We start from the raw sequence: 18,077 nt of genomic DNA, 5'->3' as shown, positions 1-18,077 counted from the left end.
GGGGCCCGCCCCCGGCCTAAATGTCTGCCTCCGCCCGGCTCTTCCGATCCGCCCACCAGAAGCCGACAACGACGGCCGTCAGCGCGATCACCTGGGCCACGAGGCCCTCCCAGGTCGGGAAGAGGCCGAGGATTTCCACGCGGGGCAGGGCGGCGAGCGGATGGACGTCCATGACCCCCGCCTCCTGCAGCCCGGCCACGCCCTTGCCCGCGAGGATCACCGCCAGGGCCGCGATCAGCAGGGCGCTGTAGGCGAAGAACTGCGAGATCGGCAGTCGCTTGCTGAAGATCAGCAGCCCCCAGGCGATCAGGGCCAGGCAGACGATCGCCAGCGCGGCGCCCCCGAGCAGGGCGCCCTGGGTCCCCTGGCTCCACAGGGCGGCATAGAAGAGGATGGTCTCGAACACCTCGCGATAGACGACGATGAAGGCGAGCAGGAACAGGAACCAGGCCGACCGCTTCGACAACGCCGCCGACAGCTTGTCGCGGATATAGGCCTGCCAGGCGCCGGCCTGGGCCTTGCCGTGCATCCACACCCCCACGGACAACAGCACGATGGCCGAAACCAGCGAGCCGACGCCCTCGGTGAGTTCGCGGCTGGCGCCGCTGATGGCGATCAGCCAGGTCGCCGCCGCCCAGGTCGCGCCGCCCGCGACGAGCGCGGCGATCCAGCCGCCATGGACGTAGGGCAGCACGTCCTGGCGCTCGGCCTTGCGCAGGAAGGCGATCATCGCGATCACGATCAGCAGAGCCTCCAGCCCCTCGCGCAGCAGAATGGTGAAGGCGCCGAGGAAGGTCGACAGGGCCGAGGCCTGGGAGGGCGCGAGGGCCCGCCCAGCCTCGTCGAACAGCCCGCTCAGGGCCGCGACCTGTCCGGCCACCGCGTCGGCCGGGGCCCGGCGATTGAGATTGGCGCGAAGCTCGCCCATCGCCGCCTCGATCCGGGCCATCAACTTGCCGTCCCGGGCCCGCAGCAGCGGCTCCACGGGCTCGAAGCCGTCGAGATAGGCCGAAAGGGCCAGCTCCTCGGCCTTTCGCGCGTCGCCGGCGCGATAGGCCGCCAGACTCTCGGCGAGCTTGTGGCGTGCCAGATCGAGCCCGTCCGTGCTCCCGACCGCGAGGGCTTCCGGATGGCTGCGCAGGTAGGCGACCACCTCGTTCGCCCGAGGCTCCCCGAGGCGGGCCGCCAGCGCCGCCGGCGTGACCTGGGTCAGGGCCTCGAGGTCCGGCACGGCGGCTCGCAGCTTGGGATCGGCTCGCCAGGCGCGCTCGCCCGCACGGGGCGCTTCCCCGGCGTAGGCGAAGCCGCCGACGTAGAAGGCGAGCGCCCAGCGGTCCTCGGCGGAGAGATGGGCGAAGCTCGCCATGGCGGTGCCGTCCAGGCCCTGGCCGATCACCTGATAGAGACCGAACAGGCTGCGCTCGCGGGCGCGGTCCCGATCGGTGAAGGCGATCGCCGGCGGCTCGAGCCCGGCTGAGGCGGGGCCGTCGCCGCGGCCGGTCGCGCCATGGCAGACGGCGCACTGCTCAGCGTAGAGCGCCGCGCCGCGCGGCAGATCGGGGATGGTCTGTGGCGCCAGCGGCGTCGGATAGGCGGCGAGAAGGGCGTCGGCTAGGCTCCGCGCCTGTTGAGCAACCGTTACCGGCGTTTCGCGGGCTTCGACCGCCGAGATCAGGACGGACGACGCGGCGAGGAGCCGGGGCTGGGCCTCATGCGCCGGCAGGGCGGCGATGCGGGCGCGCACCGAGGTCGAGAACTCGCGCATCTCGGCGTATTCCGCTTCGCTGATCACCCGGCCGTCGGAGACGGCGCCGGGGTAATCGACGGCGATGTAGTCCAGCAGCCGCCAAGCGGTCTCCGCCCCTGGGGTCGTTTCCTGGGCCGCGGCCCGCAGAGGGAGCGCGGCGCCCACCAGCAGGACGAGGACGAGGACGAGGACGAGGCGAAGCGTCGCCGGCATGACGGAAATCCCCTTCTTAAGACTGGGTCTCAATAGCAGCATGCGATCTCAAGCCGCCAGAGGATCAAGAGGCGCGCGCCACGATTTGCAGACGATCGGGCGCCGCGGCTCCGCTTTCTCAGAGGCGGTTGGGCGGAGTGGTCCGTCGCTGCAGGGAAGGCGCGAGAAGCTCCGATTGCCAAGGACCGAGCCCGGCTGCGCGACCCGGGCGGCTGGACTCAGCTTCCCAACTCTTCGATGACCGGACAGCGGACCGCCACTCCGTCGCTGCAGTCGGCGACGGCCTGCCTCAAGACCCGCCGCAGCCGCTGCAAATCCGCGATCTTCGCATCGACGCTGGTGATATGATCCTGCGCCATGTCGCGGACCTCGCGGCAGGTTTCGACCCCGGGTTCACTGAGGGCGATCAAGCGCCGGATGGCGTCGAGCCCGAACCCCAGTTCCCGAGAGCGGCGGATGAACCGGAGCCGCTGCCGGTGTTCGGGCTCGTAGCTGCGATGACCGCCCGGCGTTCGGCCGGGCTCGGGCATCAGCCCGATGCGCTCGTAGTAGCGCACCGTTTCCAGGTTCACGCCGGCGCTCTCCGCCAGCCGTCCGATCGTCAAACCGCGTCCCGACATTTTTGCTTGATCCCGTAGTCGCTACGGGTTGCATCCTACCGGTCGATCGACCGAGGAGAAACCGTGGACTTGCCAGAAACACGCCGGGCGGGACGACCGGAAATGGCTGTCAGCGCGACGGCCGCCGTTGGCGCCGCGGCGTCTGTTTTCGCCTGGGCGGCCTGCTGCGTTCTCCCGTTGGCCCTTTCGCTCGCGGGTCTATCCTTCGCCGGTGCGGCCCTGATCGCCGGTATGCGGGGCTGGCTGACCGGCCTTGCGATCGTCGTCCTGATGGCGGGATGGGTGCTGCACTGGCGCCGCCTCCGCATGTGCAGGCGCGAGGCGTCCTGCCGGCGGCCGTCGCGTGTGGCGGCCGGTCTCCTTGTGGTCGCGACGGTTCTGGTGCTGCTGTCCTTGGCTTGGCAGCCCTTCATAGAGCCTTGGGCCCTGCCGCGGCTGGCGGCCGGCCTGTGACCGTGAAGGTGGAATTGCGGTCCACGCTGGTCTGTCCGCATTGCGGCCATCAGGCGACCGAGACCATGCCGACCGACGCCTGCCTGTATTTCTACGACTGCCTGGGCTGCGGTCGGATGCTGAAGCCCAGATACGGCGACTGCTGCGTCTTCTGTTCCTACGCGGATGTCCCGTGTCCGCCGATACAGGTGGATGGGAAGGCCTGTTGCGGTTAGGTTGATGGCGTGGGGCCGCGCAGCCATCGCCTTCGTCTCGAGCAAGGATTTGGCCGCCGGCCTCCGGCTGTTTTGGGCGAAACTCTGGACGATGCTCCGGATCATTTGCGGCGGTCGCACTAGCGGCGCCTATCCAGGAGACGGTGGTGACGGGCGAAAGATGCGCAGGGTCTGGCCAATCTAGTCTAGCTCGATCGCGCACGATGATTGCCGTGGCGACCTCAGGGGAGCGTTCTCTCCTCGCCGACGTTGTCGGTCAGCAGGCATGCGATTTTCGGGGAGAGTCCAGATGACGATCAGGGACGAGGTTGATCATGCGATGGACGCCTATCACGGCGACGACCTGCAGTGCGTCATGGTGGGTTTCGATCAGTGGGACCAGTTTTGCCGCGAGGTCGGGCTGACGCCGGCGCCCGACTATCCCGGCTCCTCGGATGTCGAGGTCAGCTATCGCGGCATGAGCGTTCGGCCGGGAATGTCCCCGGATGAGATCGTCCTCGTCACCGGCGAATAACGTTCCGCGCCTCCCTGGCGACAGATCCTGGCTGCCGCGGAGTCGGTTTCGTCTTGAGGGGGGCACACGAGGATTGCGAGGCGAACGTTTTGGCCTTCGGTGGTCGTGCATTCAGCCTGGGTGCGGCCTCAGACGGAAAGCCCCGCCGCGACGTCTCACGGCGGGGCCCAGCAGGAACGGCTCGCGGTTGCTCGCGAACCGCACGCGGAACGCCGAGGAAGGCCCGCCGTTCCTCGGCGTTTGGCATATGCCGCGGCTGTTCGGGTCGGTCAGTGGGCGAGGGCGTGCGAGCGGCGAGGCGGCATCGGCATGAGGCGGCGCGCTCGTCAGCGGGTCGATGCGGACCGCGGCGACCGGCTCCGCGGCTTCGTCAGGAAGGCCCAGGCTCCGACGACGCCCAGCCCGGCCATGGCCAGGCCGCTGAGCGCCGTCACCCAGTCGTAGAGCCAGCCGCCGACCGAACTGGCGTGCAGCGGATAGAAGGCGTTGTAGGTCCGGATGCCGGTCGGCAGGGCGTTGGCGTCCGAGGTTGCGACCACCTGACTGGTGGCCGGATCGATAGTCGCCGTGGTGCGGCCGTTGGGATGCCATTCCCCCGGCTGCCTCAACCGGATCGTGGCCGGCTTGCCCGGCGCGGCGGGACGGCCGGCCATGCGCAGGGTCGCTTCGGGGAAGCGGGCCTGCGCCGCCGTCAGGGCGCGGACCCAGTCGACGTCACCCGTCCCGACGACCGGCGCCGGCGGGGTCGGTGCGCCGCCCAGCAGCGCCTGGGTCGTGCCGTGAAAGACGATGGCCGCGCCGGTCAGGCTGAAGACCAGCAACGGCAGGGCGAAGATCAGGCCGAGGTTGCGGTGGCTGCCGATCAGTTCGCGCCGGGCGCCCGAGCGGGGCCAGACCCGCCAGCCCGAGGCGCGCCAGGCCGGAATCCAGACGATCAGGCCGGTGAGGATCATCAGCACCAGGGCCAGGCCGGCGCCGCCGGCGACCAGCTTGCCGGTGTGGCCGGCCAGCAGTTCGTGGTGCAGATCGAAGATCCAGGTCTCGGCCCGCGCCGCGCCCCGCCAGCGATCCACCACGGCGCCGTCGGCGTCGGCGTAGCCGAAGCCCTCGTCGGCCAGATAGAGCCGGTGCGCCCCGACCGCTCCGCCCGGCAGAACCACCGAGGTCAGTCCGGGTTCGGTCGCTTCCAGCCGATTCAGCACCGCGCCCAGACGGGCGGGGTCGAGATCGACCTCGGCGCGGGCGGCGGGAACGGTGGCGCGGATCCAGTCGTCCTCGAACACCAGCAACGACCCGGTCAGGCCGAACACCACGGCCAGCACCGCCAGCGCGGTCCCGGCCCAGGCGTGCAGCGTGCGGATCGCGCCCATCATACGGTCAGAAGCTCCGCGTCAGCGTCACGGTCGCCGTGCGGCCGCGTCCGGCGAAATAGCGTAGGTTGTCGGTCGGTCCCTGGGTGTCCGAGAAATAGGAGATGTACTGCTCGTCCAGCAGGTTCTGAACGCCCACCGACACCGTGCCGAAGCCGGCCTCGTAGCGGGCCACGGCGTCCAGCACCGCATAGCCTTCGAAGCCGTTGGCGGCGGGCTCGCCGTCGAAGTCGCGCTCGAGGAAGGTTTGGGCCTGAAGGCGCAGGGCGACGGGACCGCTTTCATATTCGCCCCACAGCAGCAGCCGGTCGGGCGAGATATTGGCGCCGTTCAGGTCGCGGTCGATGGGACCGTCTTCTGCGCTGGCGGTGCGGCCCTCAAGCGCCGCGTAGCTGCCGCCGACGGTGAAGGCGTCCGTGGCCCGCCACAGCCCTTTCAGCTCCAGGCCGTCGATGCGCGTGGCCCGGCGCTGGACCTCGAAGATGCCCGAGGGCAGGCGGTTCAGCAGGGAGCCGCGCTCGGCCTCCGACCGGAACACGGCGGCGGACAACTCGAGCCGGGCGCCGCGGTACTCGATGCCGACCTCGGTGTTGTCCGACACCACCGGTTCGACGTTCAGGAAGGTGTCGACGTCCTGATTGGGACGGTTGATGCCCCGCAACACGCGCCCGACGTCCGGCATGGTGAAGCCTTGGGCGAATGAGGCGTAGGCCAGAAGGCCGGGCGCGACCTCGAAGGCGGCGCCGAGGTTGAACAGGGTCTCCTCAAAGCCCGGCTCGCCGCCCGCCACCGTCTGCGGTCCGTAGGCGTAGAGGGTCTGGAAGTCGTCGACCTTCAACTTCGCCGATTCATGACGGACCCCGGCGGACAGGCTCAGCCGGCCGTCCAGCAGCGACTGGTTCAGTTGCAGGAAGGGCGACAGGCTCTCGTAGACGGTCTCGGGCACCCAGTTGCGTCCGGTGAGCACCAGTTCCTGATAGGTCTGGTCACGCAGTCCGTCGACGCCGATCAAGGTCTTCAGCCCTGCCAGGCCGGAAATTTCGCCCTGCCAATCGACCTTGAAGCCCAGCTTTTCGGAGTTATTGGCGGACTGGTCGAACAGCGTCCCGGACGGGGCGATCCGGGGGTCCTGGAAGTCGGGGAAGTTGCCGCCGCCGAAGACGCCCTGATAGTCATGAGCGAAGATTTGGGCCCGCATCACGCCGCCGAACAGGTCGCGGTCGGTATAGCTGATGGCGGCCGAGGTCACCGTGTTGGAGGGCTGTTCGCCCGGCGCCTGTCCACGCACGGCGGTGGTCGGAACCGCCGTCGCCCGGTTGCCCGCCACCGTGACATAGTCGCCGTCGCCTTCCAGATCGAAGCGATTGACCCAGCCCTCCAGCCGGCGGTCGTCGCCGAGATCCCAGCCGCCGCGGGCGAAGAACGACAGGGCCTGCGAGTCCTGGACCTCGCCCTGGGCGCCGTCGAAGCCGATGCGGCGGCCGTCGGCGTCGTAATAGGCCCCGCGCGTCTCGAACGCCGCGCCCAGGCTGAGGTCGAAGACGCCGAAATCACGCCCGCCGATGGCGGCGATCTTGGCGCCGACGCCGTCGCCCTGGAGTTCGTCGTCGGTGGTGACCTGGGCCATCATCCGCCCGGTCAGGCCTTCGTCCTCGGACGGCTTGCGGGCGGTGACATAGTTGACCACCCCGCCCGTGGCGCCGATGCCCTGGATGGCGTTGGACCCGAAGATGACCTCGACCCGATCGATGAAGAAGGGATCGACGGTGTAGCCGTCGCGACTGTCGTCGCGCAGCGGCGTCGACTGCGGCACCCCGTCCACCAGATACAGCGGCGAGCGCCCGCGCAGGGTCTCGCCGAAGCCCGACAGTTTCTGCCGCGTCGGCGAGAAGGAGGGCACCAGGGCCGCCACCGTATCGACGGCCGAGGCGGCCAGCGCTGTCTGCTGGACGATGGCCTCGGCGTCGATGATCTCCACCGTGGCCGCCAGGGCCGAGCGCGGCTGCTCGATGCGGGAAGCGGTGACGACCACTTCGTCCAGGGTCGTGGCGTCCCGGGTCGCGGCCTCCTGGGCCCTGGCGGGAAGGGCGGCTAGCAGCAGCGGCAGGAGGGCGACGGTGGCGAGGAGGCGAGGGGACATGAAGCACTTCGAAAGCAAGGCGAATGACAGCGGCGGTCTGACCACAGGCATTCTTGCGAGTCAATCTCACTATCATTCGCAGATAGACTGCAAACTGTCTTTGGTGCTGATCACGCGTTGCAGACGACGGCGCGTTTGCTCCCGACAGGTCCACGATGATGAGGTGGTCCAGCGCCAGCCGACTGGCGTCCGGTCGCTCTGGCGAAACGGCTGACGCTTGCGATCCCTCGGCAAATCGAGAGGCGCAGGGCTTTGCAGCCTGCAGCGGCGATTTCGGTTCTGCTGCCGGGGCGGCGTGATCGCCAAGCTTCGCAGCATGATCCATGTTTTACCGCGGATCGCCTCTATTGGAGACCAAGCGTACCGCAGTCCTTCTTATTGCGAGGGCCGGCCCTGCTCAGCGCGGGTCATGGAAGGCAAACGCCCTGTAGCGCGCCGTCGTGGCTGCGCCAACCAGAGCTCTCAGGAGGATCGAGACGCCCGGATCCGCCAGCACGGCCGCGCCGAGGGTTACCGGCGCGGCCGTGAACAGCCCAATGTCGGTCGGCAGCCCGTTGATCCCGGGACAGCGCCGGGCCAGCAAAGGACGAATGGTTGCGCCGGTGGCCGCCGAACGAAGCAGGTCATTCCGCGGCGCGGCCGGCTACTCTCAAGGTGCTGGGCCGTAGTCTTTGCCCTTTGCGGACGTCATCGAGCAGTCAGGACTCGCGGACCCGGCGCTACCGACCGAGCATGCGTCGGCACTGGGCGTGGGTCATTCCCATCGGGCTCACGCCGCCGCTCTTTTCAGCGCTGTGGCTGTGGGTCGCGCCTTCGCCCATTGTGCGGAGCATTTGTTCGCACGACGCCCGTTGTTCGGCCGTCGGGGGCGCGGTGGTCGCGCAGGCTGAAACGCTGACGGCCAGCGCCAAGGCGCTCACGAGAGCAAGGGATTTGTTCATGTGGCCGGTCCTCCCGAAGACAGTCTTCGATTCCCTTCTACCGGCGCTGGCGAACGGCGCTTTGATCCAAAGCAAACGGCGCGGGCGCCCGGCCCGTCAAGAGTTCGGATTTGTCGGCCGAGTCGGAGGGGGCGGTGCTTTAAGCGAGGCGTTCGATGAAGAATGCGCTTTCCGATGATGGGTCAGATTCCAACCGAATAACGCCCGGACCCTTATGGATCCTGGTTGAAAGCCTCATCGCCCTTCCACCGATGGGAATCTTCTTTTTCGGAGTTGCGCCGGGCTGAACCGACCCGGGGCCTCGCCCGCGTCAGGGGTTGGTCCGAGGACTTTCGAACCGGCGTCGAATCCAGGCGCGGCCGGGTTTCTCGACGAGCAGATGCAGGGCGGCCGCGATCAACGCCGTGGCGACAAACAGCCCTGTCAGTTCGATCGGTGTGATCCGGAAGGCGCTGTCGATGCCGCGGAGTTCAGCGACGACGCCCTTCCAGGCTACGATCACCGGCATGTGCACGAGATATAGGGCGAAGGAGGCTTCGCCGGCGAAGACCAGGGCAGGGGCGGCGAGAAGCCCCTCGCAGTCCGCGCGTGCAAGCAGGGACCAGGTCAGGATCACGGGGGCTGAGAGGGCGACGATGATGCGGTCGTCCAGCGACAACTGCATGGCGCCGAGCAGGAGCGTGGTGGTGAACAGGGCGGCGGCGATGGCGACGGGCCGGCTCCAGCGCCAGCGATGGCCCAGGGCATAGAGCGCCATGCCGATCAGAAAGGCCGGCGCGATGCGCAAGATGCCCATGTCGTCTTCGGCCCGAGGAAGCACCTTGCCGAAAATCGAGACGTAGGCCGCGTCGATGACGACATAGCTGACGATGCCGAAGGCGAGCAGGAGCCAGGGACGCTGTCGCATCCGAACGGCAAGAGTGGCGTAGGCCGGGAACAGGAGATAGGCGAACCATTCCGCCGAGAGCGACCAGGACGGGCCGCTCCAGTTGAAGCCGATCTCGCTCGGAAACCACGCCTGAACCAGGAACAGGGTCTTGACGAAGCCCTCTGTCGTATAGGTCGAAGGATCGAACGAAATGCCGAAAACCGAAGCCCCGAGCACCATGATCGAGACCCCGCCCAAAATCGCCAGATGGAGGGGATAGAGGCGCGCCAGCCGCGCCACGAGGAAACGCCTGTAGCTAAACGTTCCAGCGGCGAAAGCGGGGCCGTAGACGTGGGCCAGAATGAAGCCCGACAACATGAAGAAGGCGTCGACCGCCAGCCGGCTGCGCTCGATGATCGGGCTGTAACCCAGGGCCGGATCCCATTGGAGCTGGTAGTGGAATAGCACCACGCCCACGGCCAGGAAGGCCCGCAGACTGGTCAAGCCCCTCAGATCGGCCGGGTAGCCTTCGTGGGTCGGCGAAACGGACGTCATGAAAGATGGCCCCCCAAGGCGAGCGGCATTGGACAGTCCGCCTAATTGGCTTACGCATCGGATGCGTACATCCCTCGTCCCGCCGCGTCAGGCTTCAATCCAGCCGTGCCGGGGGTCCCCTGTTAGGCGCCGATGGTCCTCTCCAACCCTTCGCGCCGGACACATGGTGAGAGGCTTGCGGGTCTCCCCGGAAGGCGCGATGACGACTGCCGTCGGTGATGGGACCGGCGCGGACGCCGCGACACTATGGCTTCGCCTTCATCGAGCGCAGTTTTCGCCATGGGCGACGGATGGGCCGCCTATGCGGGCCCGCATGAAGCGCACGCCGCTCACGCCCATGTCGCGATACAGCTGGCCGTGGCCCGCACGGGCTCGGTCCGCGTGGTTCTGGAAGACCATCGCACCTTGAGCGGTCAGGCGATCGTCATCGGCCCGCGGGTTCGCCATCGGATGACCGACGAGGGCGGGTCGGTCCTGCTGTTGTACCTGGAGACGCACACGCCGTTGGCCTCGAGCCTTCTGGCGCTGATCGCGCCGGCCGTCGCGGCCGTCGCTCCGCCCTCCGTGACGGCCCTGTTGAGCACTGAGGCCCAGCCGGACCGCATCGTGGCGGGCCTCAGAGAAGGGCTCGGCGTCAAGGAAGTGAAGCTGGATCCACGCCTTGAAGGGGCGCTCCTCAAGGCGTCCGAAGACCCGGCGCCCGGCGCCGTCGCCCGGGCGGCCCGGGCGGTCGGCCTGTCGCCCGCGCGCCTCCGGGTTCTGGCCCAGGCGCAGATGCAGGCTCCGCTGTCGCAATGGCTGCTATGGCGAAAGCTTCAGAGGGCCGGGCATGAGATGGCGTCGGGCGCGGGCCTGGTGGAGGCGGCGATCGCCGGCGGCTTCGCCGACCAGGCGCATCTGAACCGCATCACGAAACGCATGTTCGGCGTGACGCCCTTGCAGGCGTCGAGCGTCGTGCGTTCTGCGGACAATCGGTTCGTTCAATAAGCCGCCCGCCGGCCGCGTCATCCTGGGGCGTCCCTGGAGCCCTCCGATGCCTCTCGCCCGGTTTCTCGTCCGTCTCGGTTATGCGCCGGTGTTCTTCGCGGGCTTCCTTGGGGCCGCGGTGACCTTGGCCGAGCGGGGGGCGCCCCCGTGGAGTCTGCCGATCCTGCTCGGGCTGGCGCTGGCGGTCTCGTTCGCCGCCGAGCGTCTGGCGCCCTACGAACCCGTCTGGAATCAACCCCACGGGGACGCCGGCCGCGATTTGATCCATGCGGCGGTGAATGAGGCGTCGATTGTCATCTCGGTCCTGGCCATGCCCCTTGTGTCCGGCGTGATCCCGGGTCTCGACGTCTGGCCGTCCGGCTGGCCGCTATGGGGACAGCTCGCGGTCGCCGTCCTGGCGGCGGACTTCGGCATCACCCTGGCGCACTACGCCAGCCATCGCATCCCGGCGCTCTGGTCGTTGCACGCCGTGCATCATTCCGTCGAACGGATGTATGGTTTCAACGGCCTGCTGAAACATCCCCTCCATCAGGCGATAGAATTGACGGCCGGTGTTGCGCCGCTGGTGCTCCTCGGCATGCCCTCGGACGTCGCCTGGCTTCTGGCCTTCGCCGTGGCGATCCAACTGATCCTTCAGCACTCCAACGTCGATATGAAGATCGGACCGCTGATCTACATATGGGCGGTCGCCCCGGCCCACCGACACCATCATCTGGCGTCGCAGACCGAGGGTGACGTCAATTTCGGCCTGTTCACCAGCCTGTGGGACCATCTGCTGGGAACGTTCCGGTCGGGGGCCGACACGCCTCGGACGGGCCAGATCGGCGTGTCCGGTCGGCCCGACTACCCCAGAGGATATCTCCGGCAACTCGCCGAACCCTTCCGACGGGGTGTCTGACACCCTGTCGCACTAGCGCGAGGCGCGGCCGAGCAGCTCGATCAGTTCGTTCGCCTTGGCCTTGCGCTCGGCCGGGTCGTCGCCGGTCAACGCGCCCATGACGCAGTGGTCGAGGTGATCCTTGAGGACCTCGCTCTCGACACGCAGCAGGGCGGCCCGCACCGCCTGCAGCTGGGTCAGCACGTCCACGCAGTATCGGTCATCCTCGACCATCCGGGCGATGCCGCGCACCTGTCCCTCGATCCGGTTGAGACGGTTTATCACCTTGGGCTTGGTCAGGGTCTGCATCCAATTCCTCGTTCCAGTCATTCCCTATACCCTATGATGGTATCTTGCGCGATACCCCAATGGGGTATATTTGGCGTCCAGCCGATTCAGGAGCCCGCCATGTCCACGCCCTCGCATTCCCATCCGGACGGTCACGCCGGTTGTTCGACCCACACGGCCGACAGCGGCGCGAAGGCCGTCGACCCGGTCTGCGGCATGACCGTCGATCCGGCGACCGCGGCGCATCGCACCGCTCACGAAGGCCGGGACTATTTCTTCTGCTCGGCGGGCTGCCGGACCAAATTCGTCGCTGAGCCGGACCGATACCTTGGCGAGAAGCCGCAGCCTGCGCCCGTCGTCCCGGGCGCGATCTACACCTGCCCGATGCATCCGGAGGTGCGCCAGGACGGCCCCGGCTCCTGCCCGATCTGCGGTATGGCGCTGGAACCGGAGACGGTGACCGCCGAGGCGCCGGTCAATCACGAACTGATCGACTTCACCCGCCGCTTCTGGGTCAGCCTGGTGCTGACCCTGCCGGTCTTCGCTCTGGAGATGGGCGGGCATCTGACCGGCCTGATGATGCGGATACCGGGACAGACCTCGAACTGGATCCAGTTCGCCTTGGCGACGCCGGTGGTGCTGTGGGCCGGATGGCCCTTCTTCCAGCGGGGCTGGGCCTCGATCCGCAACCGCAGCCTCAACATGTTCACGCTGATCGCTATCGGCGTTGGCGCGGCGTGGGTCTACAGCGTGGTCGCGGTTCTGGCTCCGGGCCTGTTCCCGGCGGCGGTCCGGCGAATGGACGGCAGCGCGCCGGTCTATTTCGAGGCGGCGGCGGTGATCACCGTCCTCGTTCTGGTGGGCCAGATCCTGGAGTTGCGCGCGCGGGAACAGACGTCCGGCGCTATCCGGGCGCTGCTGGATCTGACGCCGAAGACCGCGCGCCGCGTGCGTGACGACGGCGGCGACGAGGATGTGACGCTCGACCTGGTCGCCGTCGGAGACCGGTTGCGCGTCCGGCCCGGCGAAAAGGTGGCGGTCGACGGCGAAATCCTGGACGGTCGCGTGACCATCGACGAATCTCTGGTCACGGGAGAATCCATGCCGGTGACCAAGGAGGTCGGCGACAAGGTCGTCGCCGGTTCGCTCAACAAGACCGGCTCGTTCGTGATGCGGGCCGACAAGGTGGGCGCCGACACCCTGCTGGCCCGGATCGTCCAGATGGTCGCCCAGGCCCAGCGCAGCCGCGCGCCCATCCAGCGGCTGGCCGACCAGGTGTCGGGCTGGTTTGTCCCGGCGGTGATCGCGATCGCGGTTCTCGCGGCCGTCGTCTGGGGCCTGGCCGGACCCGAGCCGCGCCTGTCGTACGCCCTCGTGGCCGCGGTGTCGGTGCTGATCATCGCCTGTCCCTGCGCCCTGGGCCTGGCCACGCCCATCTCCATCATGGTCGGGGTGGGACGCGGGGCCCAGGCCGGGGTGCTGATCAAGAACGCCGAGGCGCTGGAGCGCTTCGAGAAGGTCGACACCCTGGTGCTCGACAAGACCGGCACCCTGACCGAGGGACGGCCATCGGTCACGGCGATCCGGCCCGCGGCCGGTTTCGACGAGGTCGAGCTTCTGAGGTTGTCCGCCAGCCTTGAGCGGGGCAGCGAGCACCCCCTGGCCGACGCCGTCGTCCGCGCTGCCAGCGACAGGAACCTCGTCCTCTCGGAGGCGTCGGAGTTCGACAGTCCGGTCGGACGGGGCGTCACCGGGATGGTCGATGGCCGCCGCGTGGCCCTCGGCAACGGCCGCTACCTCAGGGAAATCGGGGTCGACGTCGCGCCGCTCGAGGCCGAGGCCGAGGCGCTTCGCCGGGACGGCGCCACCGCCATCTTTGTGGCCGTGGACGGGGCCGCGGCCGGCGTCCTCGGCATCGCCGATCCGGTCAAGGCGACGACCGCCCAGGCCATCCGCGATCTGAAGGCGGCGGGGCTGCGCCTTGTGATGATGACGGGTGACAACCGCACCACGGCCGAGGCCGTGGCGCGCCGGCTCGGCATCGACGACGTCCAGGCCGAGGTCCTGCCCCAGGACAAGGCCGCCGTCGTCGAGCGTCTGCGCGCCGAGGGCCGGGTCGTGGCCATGGCCGGCGACGGGGTCAACGACGCCCCGGCCCTGGCCGCCGCCGACGTCGGTGTGGCCATGGGCGCGGGGTCGGATGTGGCGATCGAGAGCGCCGGCGTCACCCTGCTGGGGGGCGACCTGCAGGGCATCGTCCGGGCGCGCAAACTGTCTAAGGCGGTGATGGGCAATATCCGTCAGAACCTCGTGTTCGCGTTCGGCTACAATACGCTCGGCATCCCGATCGCGGCGGGCCTGCTCTATCCGGTTTTCGGCCTGCTGTTGTCGCCGGCCCTGGCGGCCTTGGCCATGGCCCTGTCATCCGTCAGCGTCATCGGCAATGCGCTGCGGCTTCGGGCGGTCAGGCTTTGACCATCGACTGGCGCGCTCGAGACCGCCGGGGAAAACCATGACAGCCGTCAGCCCATTACGCATCCCGGCGGTTGATCCCTCGCATGATCCGACGGTGTTCGGGCATATTTAATCGTGGTGGAACCGTGGCGGCGGGTCCGGATTACGCTGGCTTCGATGTCCGGTGGGGACAGTCGTCCGGGCGAGCGCAACGCCCGCCCGGATGCAGCGTCGCCGGGCGCACCTCATTGTCTGGCCGCCTGGCGATCCGGCTGGCGACCGTCCCAAGCGGAGATCCCCGATGTTCAACCCGATCGTCATCCGCCCGTCCCTCCTGCTCGCCGGCTGTTCCGCGCTCGTCCTGACGGCGTGCAGCCCCGCGGCGGAGCCGCCCGCAACGTCCAAGGCCGAAGAGTCCGCGCACGCTTCGGAGCCCATGGCGATGGCGCAGACGCCGTTCTCCGCCGCCGAAACCAGGATGCACGAGGCCATGATGGCGGCAACGGGAGCCGATGCGGGCGAAACCTGGGCGCGCAAGATGATCCCGCATCACCAGGGCGCGCTCGACATGTCCCAGATCGTGCTGCGGGACACCCAGGACGCCGACATTCGCCGAATGGCCCAGAAAACCGTCGAAATGCAGACCACGGACATCGCCGAGCTGCGGCGCTGGCTCGAGACGCGGGTCGGGGCCGCCGCCGGCGCGGCCGCGCCGGGCGGGGGCGGGGAACCTCCCTTCGCGCCGGCCGAAACGAAGATGAAGGACGCCATGATGTCGGCGACCGGGGCCAACACGGACCGGATGTGGGCCAGCAAGATGATCGCTCACCACCAGGGCGCGCTCGAGATGTCCCAGGTGGCGCTCCGCGAAAGCCAGGACGCCGGCATCCGGCGCATGGCGCAGAAGACGATCGAGATGCAGACCGCCGACATCGCCGAGATGCGCGCCTGGCTCGCGGCCCACCCGGTCGGCGGGTCCTGACGCGGCTCTCACGGGCGGAGCGTGTTTGACTGAAAGAGGGGCAGGGACATGGAAAAGATGACGGGCATGAATCACATGCAGGCCATGAAGGGCAGCTATCGATCATTCGCGATCGAGCTCGTCCTTGATTTCATCATCATGTACCTGGTGATGTACACGATGATCGCATCCCTCGATCACTTCTACTTCAATCTCAACAACGTCTACATGACCCTGATGATGGTCTCTCCCATGGCCATCCTCATGCTGGTGTTCATGCGGTCGATGTATCCGTCGAAGCGGACCAATCTACTGATCGGCGGGGCGGCCGCCCTGGTGTTCGCGGTCAGCTTCTGGGGCATGCGGACCCAGGCGGCGGTCGGGGATGCGGAATTCCTGCGTTCGATGATACCCCACCACTCCGGCGCCATCCTGATGTGCAACGAAGCGGAGTTGAAAGATCCCGAGGTGCTCGGTCTGTGCGAGGAGATCGTCAGCTCCCAGGCGCGGGAAATCGCCCAGATGAAGGCCCTTCTGGCGCGGCGGTAATCCGGCGGGCGGCCGCGAGGGCCGCCGGCGCGGTCGGCTCTGCGGCAGCGTGTCGCGAGGGCGGGCCGCGCCGCTTGCGTAAAACCTTTTAGATCGCGCCTCAGGAGGCGCGACCATGACTTTCAGGAGTATCCCATGAAGCTGGATCGTCGAGCGCTGCTGCGCGGCGCCGTCGCCGGAGGCGGTCTTGCGGCCTTGCAGGGCTTGATGCCCGCCTGGGCCCAGACGGGGTCTCCGGGGCTGCGGGCGGACCTGCCGACCCTCACCGGCCCGAACATCGATCTGACGGTCGGCCAGACGCCGTTCACCGTGAACGGGCGCACCGCCATGGCGACGACGATCAACGGCGTGCTTCCGGCTCCGGTCCTGCGGCTACGCGAAGGCCAGAACGTCCGACTGGCCGTGACGAACCAGCTCGACGAGGACACCTCGATCCACTGGCACGGCATTCTGCTGCCGTTCCAGATGGACGGCGTCCCCGGCGTCAGCTTCCCGGGCATCCGCCCGCGCGAGACCTTCGTCTACGAGTTCCCGGTCCGGCAGTCGGGCACCTTCTGGTACCACAGCCACTCGGGTTTGCAGGAGGCGCTCGGCCACTACGGACCCTTGGTCATCGATCCGGCCGGGGCGGATCCGGTCGGCTACGACCGCGAGCACGTGCTGGTGCTGTCGGACTGGAGCTTCATGCATCCGCACGAAATCTTCGAGAAGCTCAAGAAGAGTCCCGGCTATTTCAACCGTCAGCGCACCACCCTGGCCGGCCTGCTGGACGGCAGCGACCGGATGAGCCTGGAGGAGCGCCGGATGTGGGGCGAGATGCGGATGGATCCGCGCGACATCCTCGACGTCAACGGCTCGACCTACACCTATCTGATCAACGGCCATGGGCCCCAGGAGAACTGGACCGGCCTGTTCCGGCCCGGGGAGCGGGTGCGGCTGCGCATAATCAACGCCTCGGCCATGTCGATCTTCAACGTCCGCATCCCCGGCCTCCCCATGACGGTGGTCCAGGCCGACGGCGAGAACGTGCGCCCGATCGAGATCGACGAGTTCCAGATCGCCGCCGCCGAAACCTATGACGTCATCGTTCGGCCGACCGAGGACCGCGCCTACACCATCGTGTCGGAAGCCATCGACCGCTCGGGCATGGGCCGCGCCACCCTGGCGCCCCGCCTCGGCATGACGGCCGAGGTTCCGCCGCTTCGCGAGGTTCCCAACCTGACCATGAAGGACATGGGCATGGGAGACATGGGGGGCATGAGCGGAATGGATCACGGGGCCATGGGAGCCCAGTCGGGCGGAGCGATGGCCGGAATGGACCACGGGGCTATGACGGGCGCGCCCGGCGCGGCCATGGCGGGCATGGATCACGGCGCCATGGCCCCCCAGGCCCCCGCCGGGACGATGTCCGGTATGGACCACGGCTCCATGTCCGGCATGAACATGCGCGATCCGGAGAACGCCCCGCCCGACATGGCGGTGGGGGTGGGCGTCGACGCCATCGCGATGGCGCCGGCCAATCGCATGGGCGAGCGGCCGATCGGGCTTCAGGACGTGCCGCATCGCGTCCTCGTCTACACAGACCTGGTGTCGCTCGCGCCCAACAAGGATCAGCGCGCCCCATCCCGGACGATGGAGATTCACCTGACCGGAAACATGGAGCGGTTCATGTGGGGTTTCGACGGCCGCAAATTCAGCGAGTTGGTCGAGCCGATCCGGTTCGAGCGGGACGAGCGGGTGCGCGTGACCCTGGTGAACGATTCCATGATGGCGCACCCGATCCACCTGCACGGCCATTTCTTCGAGCTGGTCACCGGCGGCCCGGCCGGTCACCAGCCGCTCAAGCACACCGTCAACGTTCCGCCGGGCGGCAAGGTCAGCTTCGACCTGACCGCGGACAATCCGGGCGACTGGGCCTTCCACTGTCACCTGTTGCTGCACATGCATGCCGGGATGTTCAACGTCGTCACGGTCCGTCCGATGGAAGGAGCCGCATCGTGAAGACGTCGGCCGCCATCCTTCCCCTGATCCTCGCGGCGGCTTCCGCGGCGGCGGGGACACCGGCGCTGGCGCAGAGCCACGCTGGACATGCCATGCCCGCGCCGGTTCGCCAGGCGCTTCCGGAGGGTTGCGTCGCGCGCGGCTCGCCCACCGCCGACGCATCCCGGACAGGCATGCCCGGAGCGCCGACGTGCCCGACGGGCGCGGTGCCCGTCCGTCTGCAGGCTCCGGCGCTGCCGGCGGGACACGACATGTCGACCATGGGCCAGACGCCTGCTCCGGCCGCGGCGTCCGCTCGTGCCGGGCACGACATGTCCGCTATGG

At 68.3% G+C, this 18,077-nt stretch carries 15 protein-coding genes; 9 read left to right on the top strand and 6 right to left on the bottom strand.

Annotated features, from left to right (window positions below):
- Positions 1-16 precede the first annotated feature (16 nt).
- Together B3E43_RS04545 and B3E43_RS04540 are read right to left on the bottom strand one after the other, a co-directional pair.
- A complete protein-coding gene (locus B3E43_RS04545; protein WP_292027034.1) occupies positions 17-1,960 on the bottom strand; it encodes an FTR1 family protein in 1,944 nt (647 codons plus the stop codon).
- A gap of 218 nt (positions 1,961-2,178) precedes the next feature.
- Positions 2,179-2,580 carry a MerR family transcriptional regulator gene (locus B3E43_RS04540; protein WP_292027032.1) on the bottom strand — a complete coding sequence of 134 codons (402 nt, stop codon included), beginning with the start codon at positions 2,578-2,580 and terminating at the stop codon, positions 2,179-2,181.
- 102 nt (positions 2,581-2,682) lie between these two features.
- Between B3E43_RS04540 and B3E43_RS04535 the strand changes: the two genes are divergently transcribed.
- The 3 genes from B3E43_RS04535 to B3E43_RS04525 all read left to right on the top strand — a co-directional run bounded on the left by B3E43_RS04535 (position 2,683) and on the right by B3E43_RS04525 (position 3,762).
- Positions 2,683-3,033 carry an MFS transporter permease gene (locus B3E43_RS04535; protein WP_292027031.1) on the top strand — a complete coding sequence of 117 codons (351 nt, stop codon included), beginning with the start codon at positions 2,683-2,685 and terminating at the stop codon, positions 3,031-3,033.
- An 8-nt stretch (positions 3,034-3,041) separates the two neighbouring features.
- Positions 3,042-3,248 carry a GDCCVxC domain-containing (seleno)protein gene (locus B3E43_RS04530; RefSeq protein WP_292027028.1) on the top strand — a complete coding sequence of 69 codons (207 nt, stop codon included), beginning with the start codon at positions 3,042-3,044 and terminating at the stop codon, positions 3,246-3,248.
- 289 nt (positions 3,249-3,537) lie between these two features.
- Entirely contained in the window at positions 3,538-3,762 is a 225-nt protein-coding gene (locus tag B3E43_RS04525) for a hypothetical protein (RefSeq protein ID WP_292027027.1), read from the top strand.
- 326 nt (positions 3,763-4,088) lie between these two features.
- Here B3E43_RS04525 and B3E43_RS04520 read toward each other — a convergent pair whose 3' ends face one another.
- The 3 genes from B3E43_RS04520 to B3E43_RS04510 all read right to left on the bottom strand — a co-directional run bounded on the left by B3E43_RS04520 (position 4,089) and on the right by B3E43_RS04510 (position 9,636).
- Positions 4,089-5,135: a PepSY-associated TM helix domain-containing protein gene (locus B3E43_RS04520; protein ID WP_292027023.1), complete on the bottom strand. Its 1,047-nt coding sequence runs from the start codon at positions 5,133-5,135 to the stop codon at positions 4,089-4,091.
- A gap of 4 nt (positions 5,136-5,139) precedes the next feature.
- Positions 5,140-7,272: a TonB-dependent receptor gene (locus B3E43_RS04515; RefSeq protein ID WP_292027021.1), complete on the bottom strand. Its 2,133-nt coding sequence runs from the start codon at positions 7,270-7,272 to the stop codon at positions 5,140-5,142.
- A 1,251-nt stretch (positions 7,273-8,523) separates the two neighbouring features.
- Entirely contained in the window at positions 8,524-9,636 is a 1,113-nt protein-coding gene (locus B3E43_RS04510; RefSeq protein WP_292027019.1) for an acyltransferase family protein, read from the bottom strand.
- A 279-nt stretch (positions 9,637-9,915) separates the two neighbouring features.
- Between B3E43_RS04510 and B3E43_RS04505 the strand changes: the two genes are divergently transcribed.
- Together B3E43_RS04505 and B3E43_RS04500 are read left to right on the top strand one after the other, a co-directional pair.
- Positions 9,916-10,623 (top strand): AraC family transcriptional regulator, encoded by a 708-nt coding sequence (locus tag B3E43_RS04505; protein WP_292027017.1) that lies wholly within the window; start codon positions 9,916-9,918, stop codon positions 10,621-10,623.
- Between the two features lie 46 nt (positions 10,624-10,669).
- Positions 10,670-11,521, top strand: coding sequence for a sterol desaturase family protein (locus B3E43_RS04500; RefSeq protein ID WP_292027014.1), 852 nt, complete (start codon positions 10,670-10,672; stop codon positions 11,519-11,521).
- Between the two features lie 12 nt (positions 11,522-11,533).
- Here the strand turns inward: B3E43_RS04500 and B3E43_RS04495 are convergent, their stop codons facing one another.
- The gene (locus B3E43_RS04495) at positions 11,534-11,809 is read right to left on the bottom strand and encodes a metal-sensitive transcriptional regulator (RefSeq protein WP_292027012.1); all 276 of its coding nucleotides are present in this window, start codon (positions 11,807-11,809) and stop codon (positions 11,534-11,536) included.
- 99 nt (positions 11,810-11,908) lie between these two features.
- Here B3E43_RS04495 and B3E43_RS04490 point away from each other — a divergent pair, with 99 nt between their 5' ends.
- The 4 genes from B3E43_RS04490 to B3E43_RS04475 all read left to right on the top strand — a co-directional run bounded on the left by B3E43_RS04490 (position 11,909) and on the right by B3E43_RS04475 (position 17,753).
- Positions 11,909-14,263 carry a heavy metal translocating P-type ATPase gene (locus B3E43_RS04490; protein WP_292027010.1) on the top strand — a complete coding sequence of 785 codons (2,355 nt, stop codon included), beginning with the start codon at positions 11,909-11,911 and terminating at the stop codon, positions 14,261-14,263.
- 280 nt (positions 14,264-14,543) lie between these two features.
- On the top strand, positions 14,544-15,224 hold the full coding sequence (locus B3E43_RS04485; RefSeq protein WP_292027008.1) for a DUF305 domain-containing protein: 681 nt from the start codon (positions 14,544-14,546) through the stop codon (positions 15,222-15,224).
- A 48-nt stretch (positions 15,225-15,272) separates the two neighbouring features.
- Positions 15,273-15,752, top strand: a complete 480-nt coding sequence (locus tag B3E43_RS04480; protein ID WP_292027006.1) for a DUF305 domain-containing protein — start codon at positions 15,273-15,275, stop codon at positions 15,750-15,752.
- Positions 15,753-15,887: 135 nt separating this feature from the next.
- The gene (locus tag B3E43_RS04475) at positions 15,888-17,753 is read left to right on the top strand and encodes a copper resistance system multicopper oxidase (RefSeq protein WP_292027005.1); all 1,866 of its coding nucleotides are present in this window, start codon (positions 15,888-15,890) and stop codon (positions 17,751-17,753) included.
- The last annotated feature ends 324 nt before the right edge of the window (positions 17,754-18,077 follow it).

The sequence above is a fragment of the Brevundimonas sp. UBA2416 genome, from assembly GCF_002343105.1.
Taxonomy (GTDB): Bacteria; Pseudomonadota; Alphaproteobacteria; order Caulobacterales; family Caulobacteraceae; genus Brevundimonas.
Note: the sequence above shows the minus strand (reverse complement) of the source record. Positions and strands in the feature narration are given on the sequence as shown.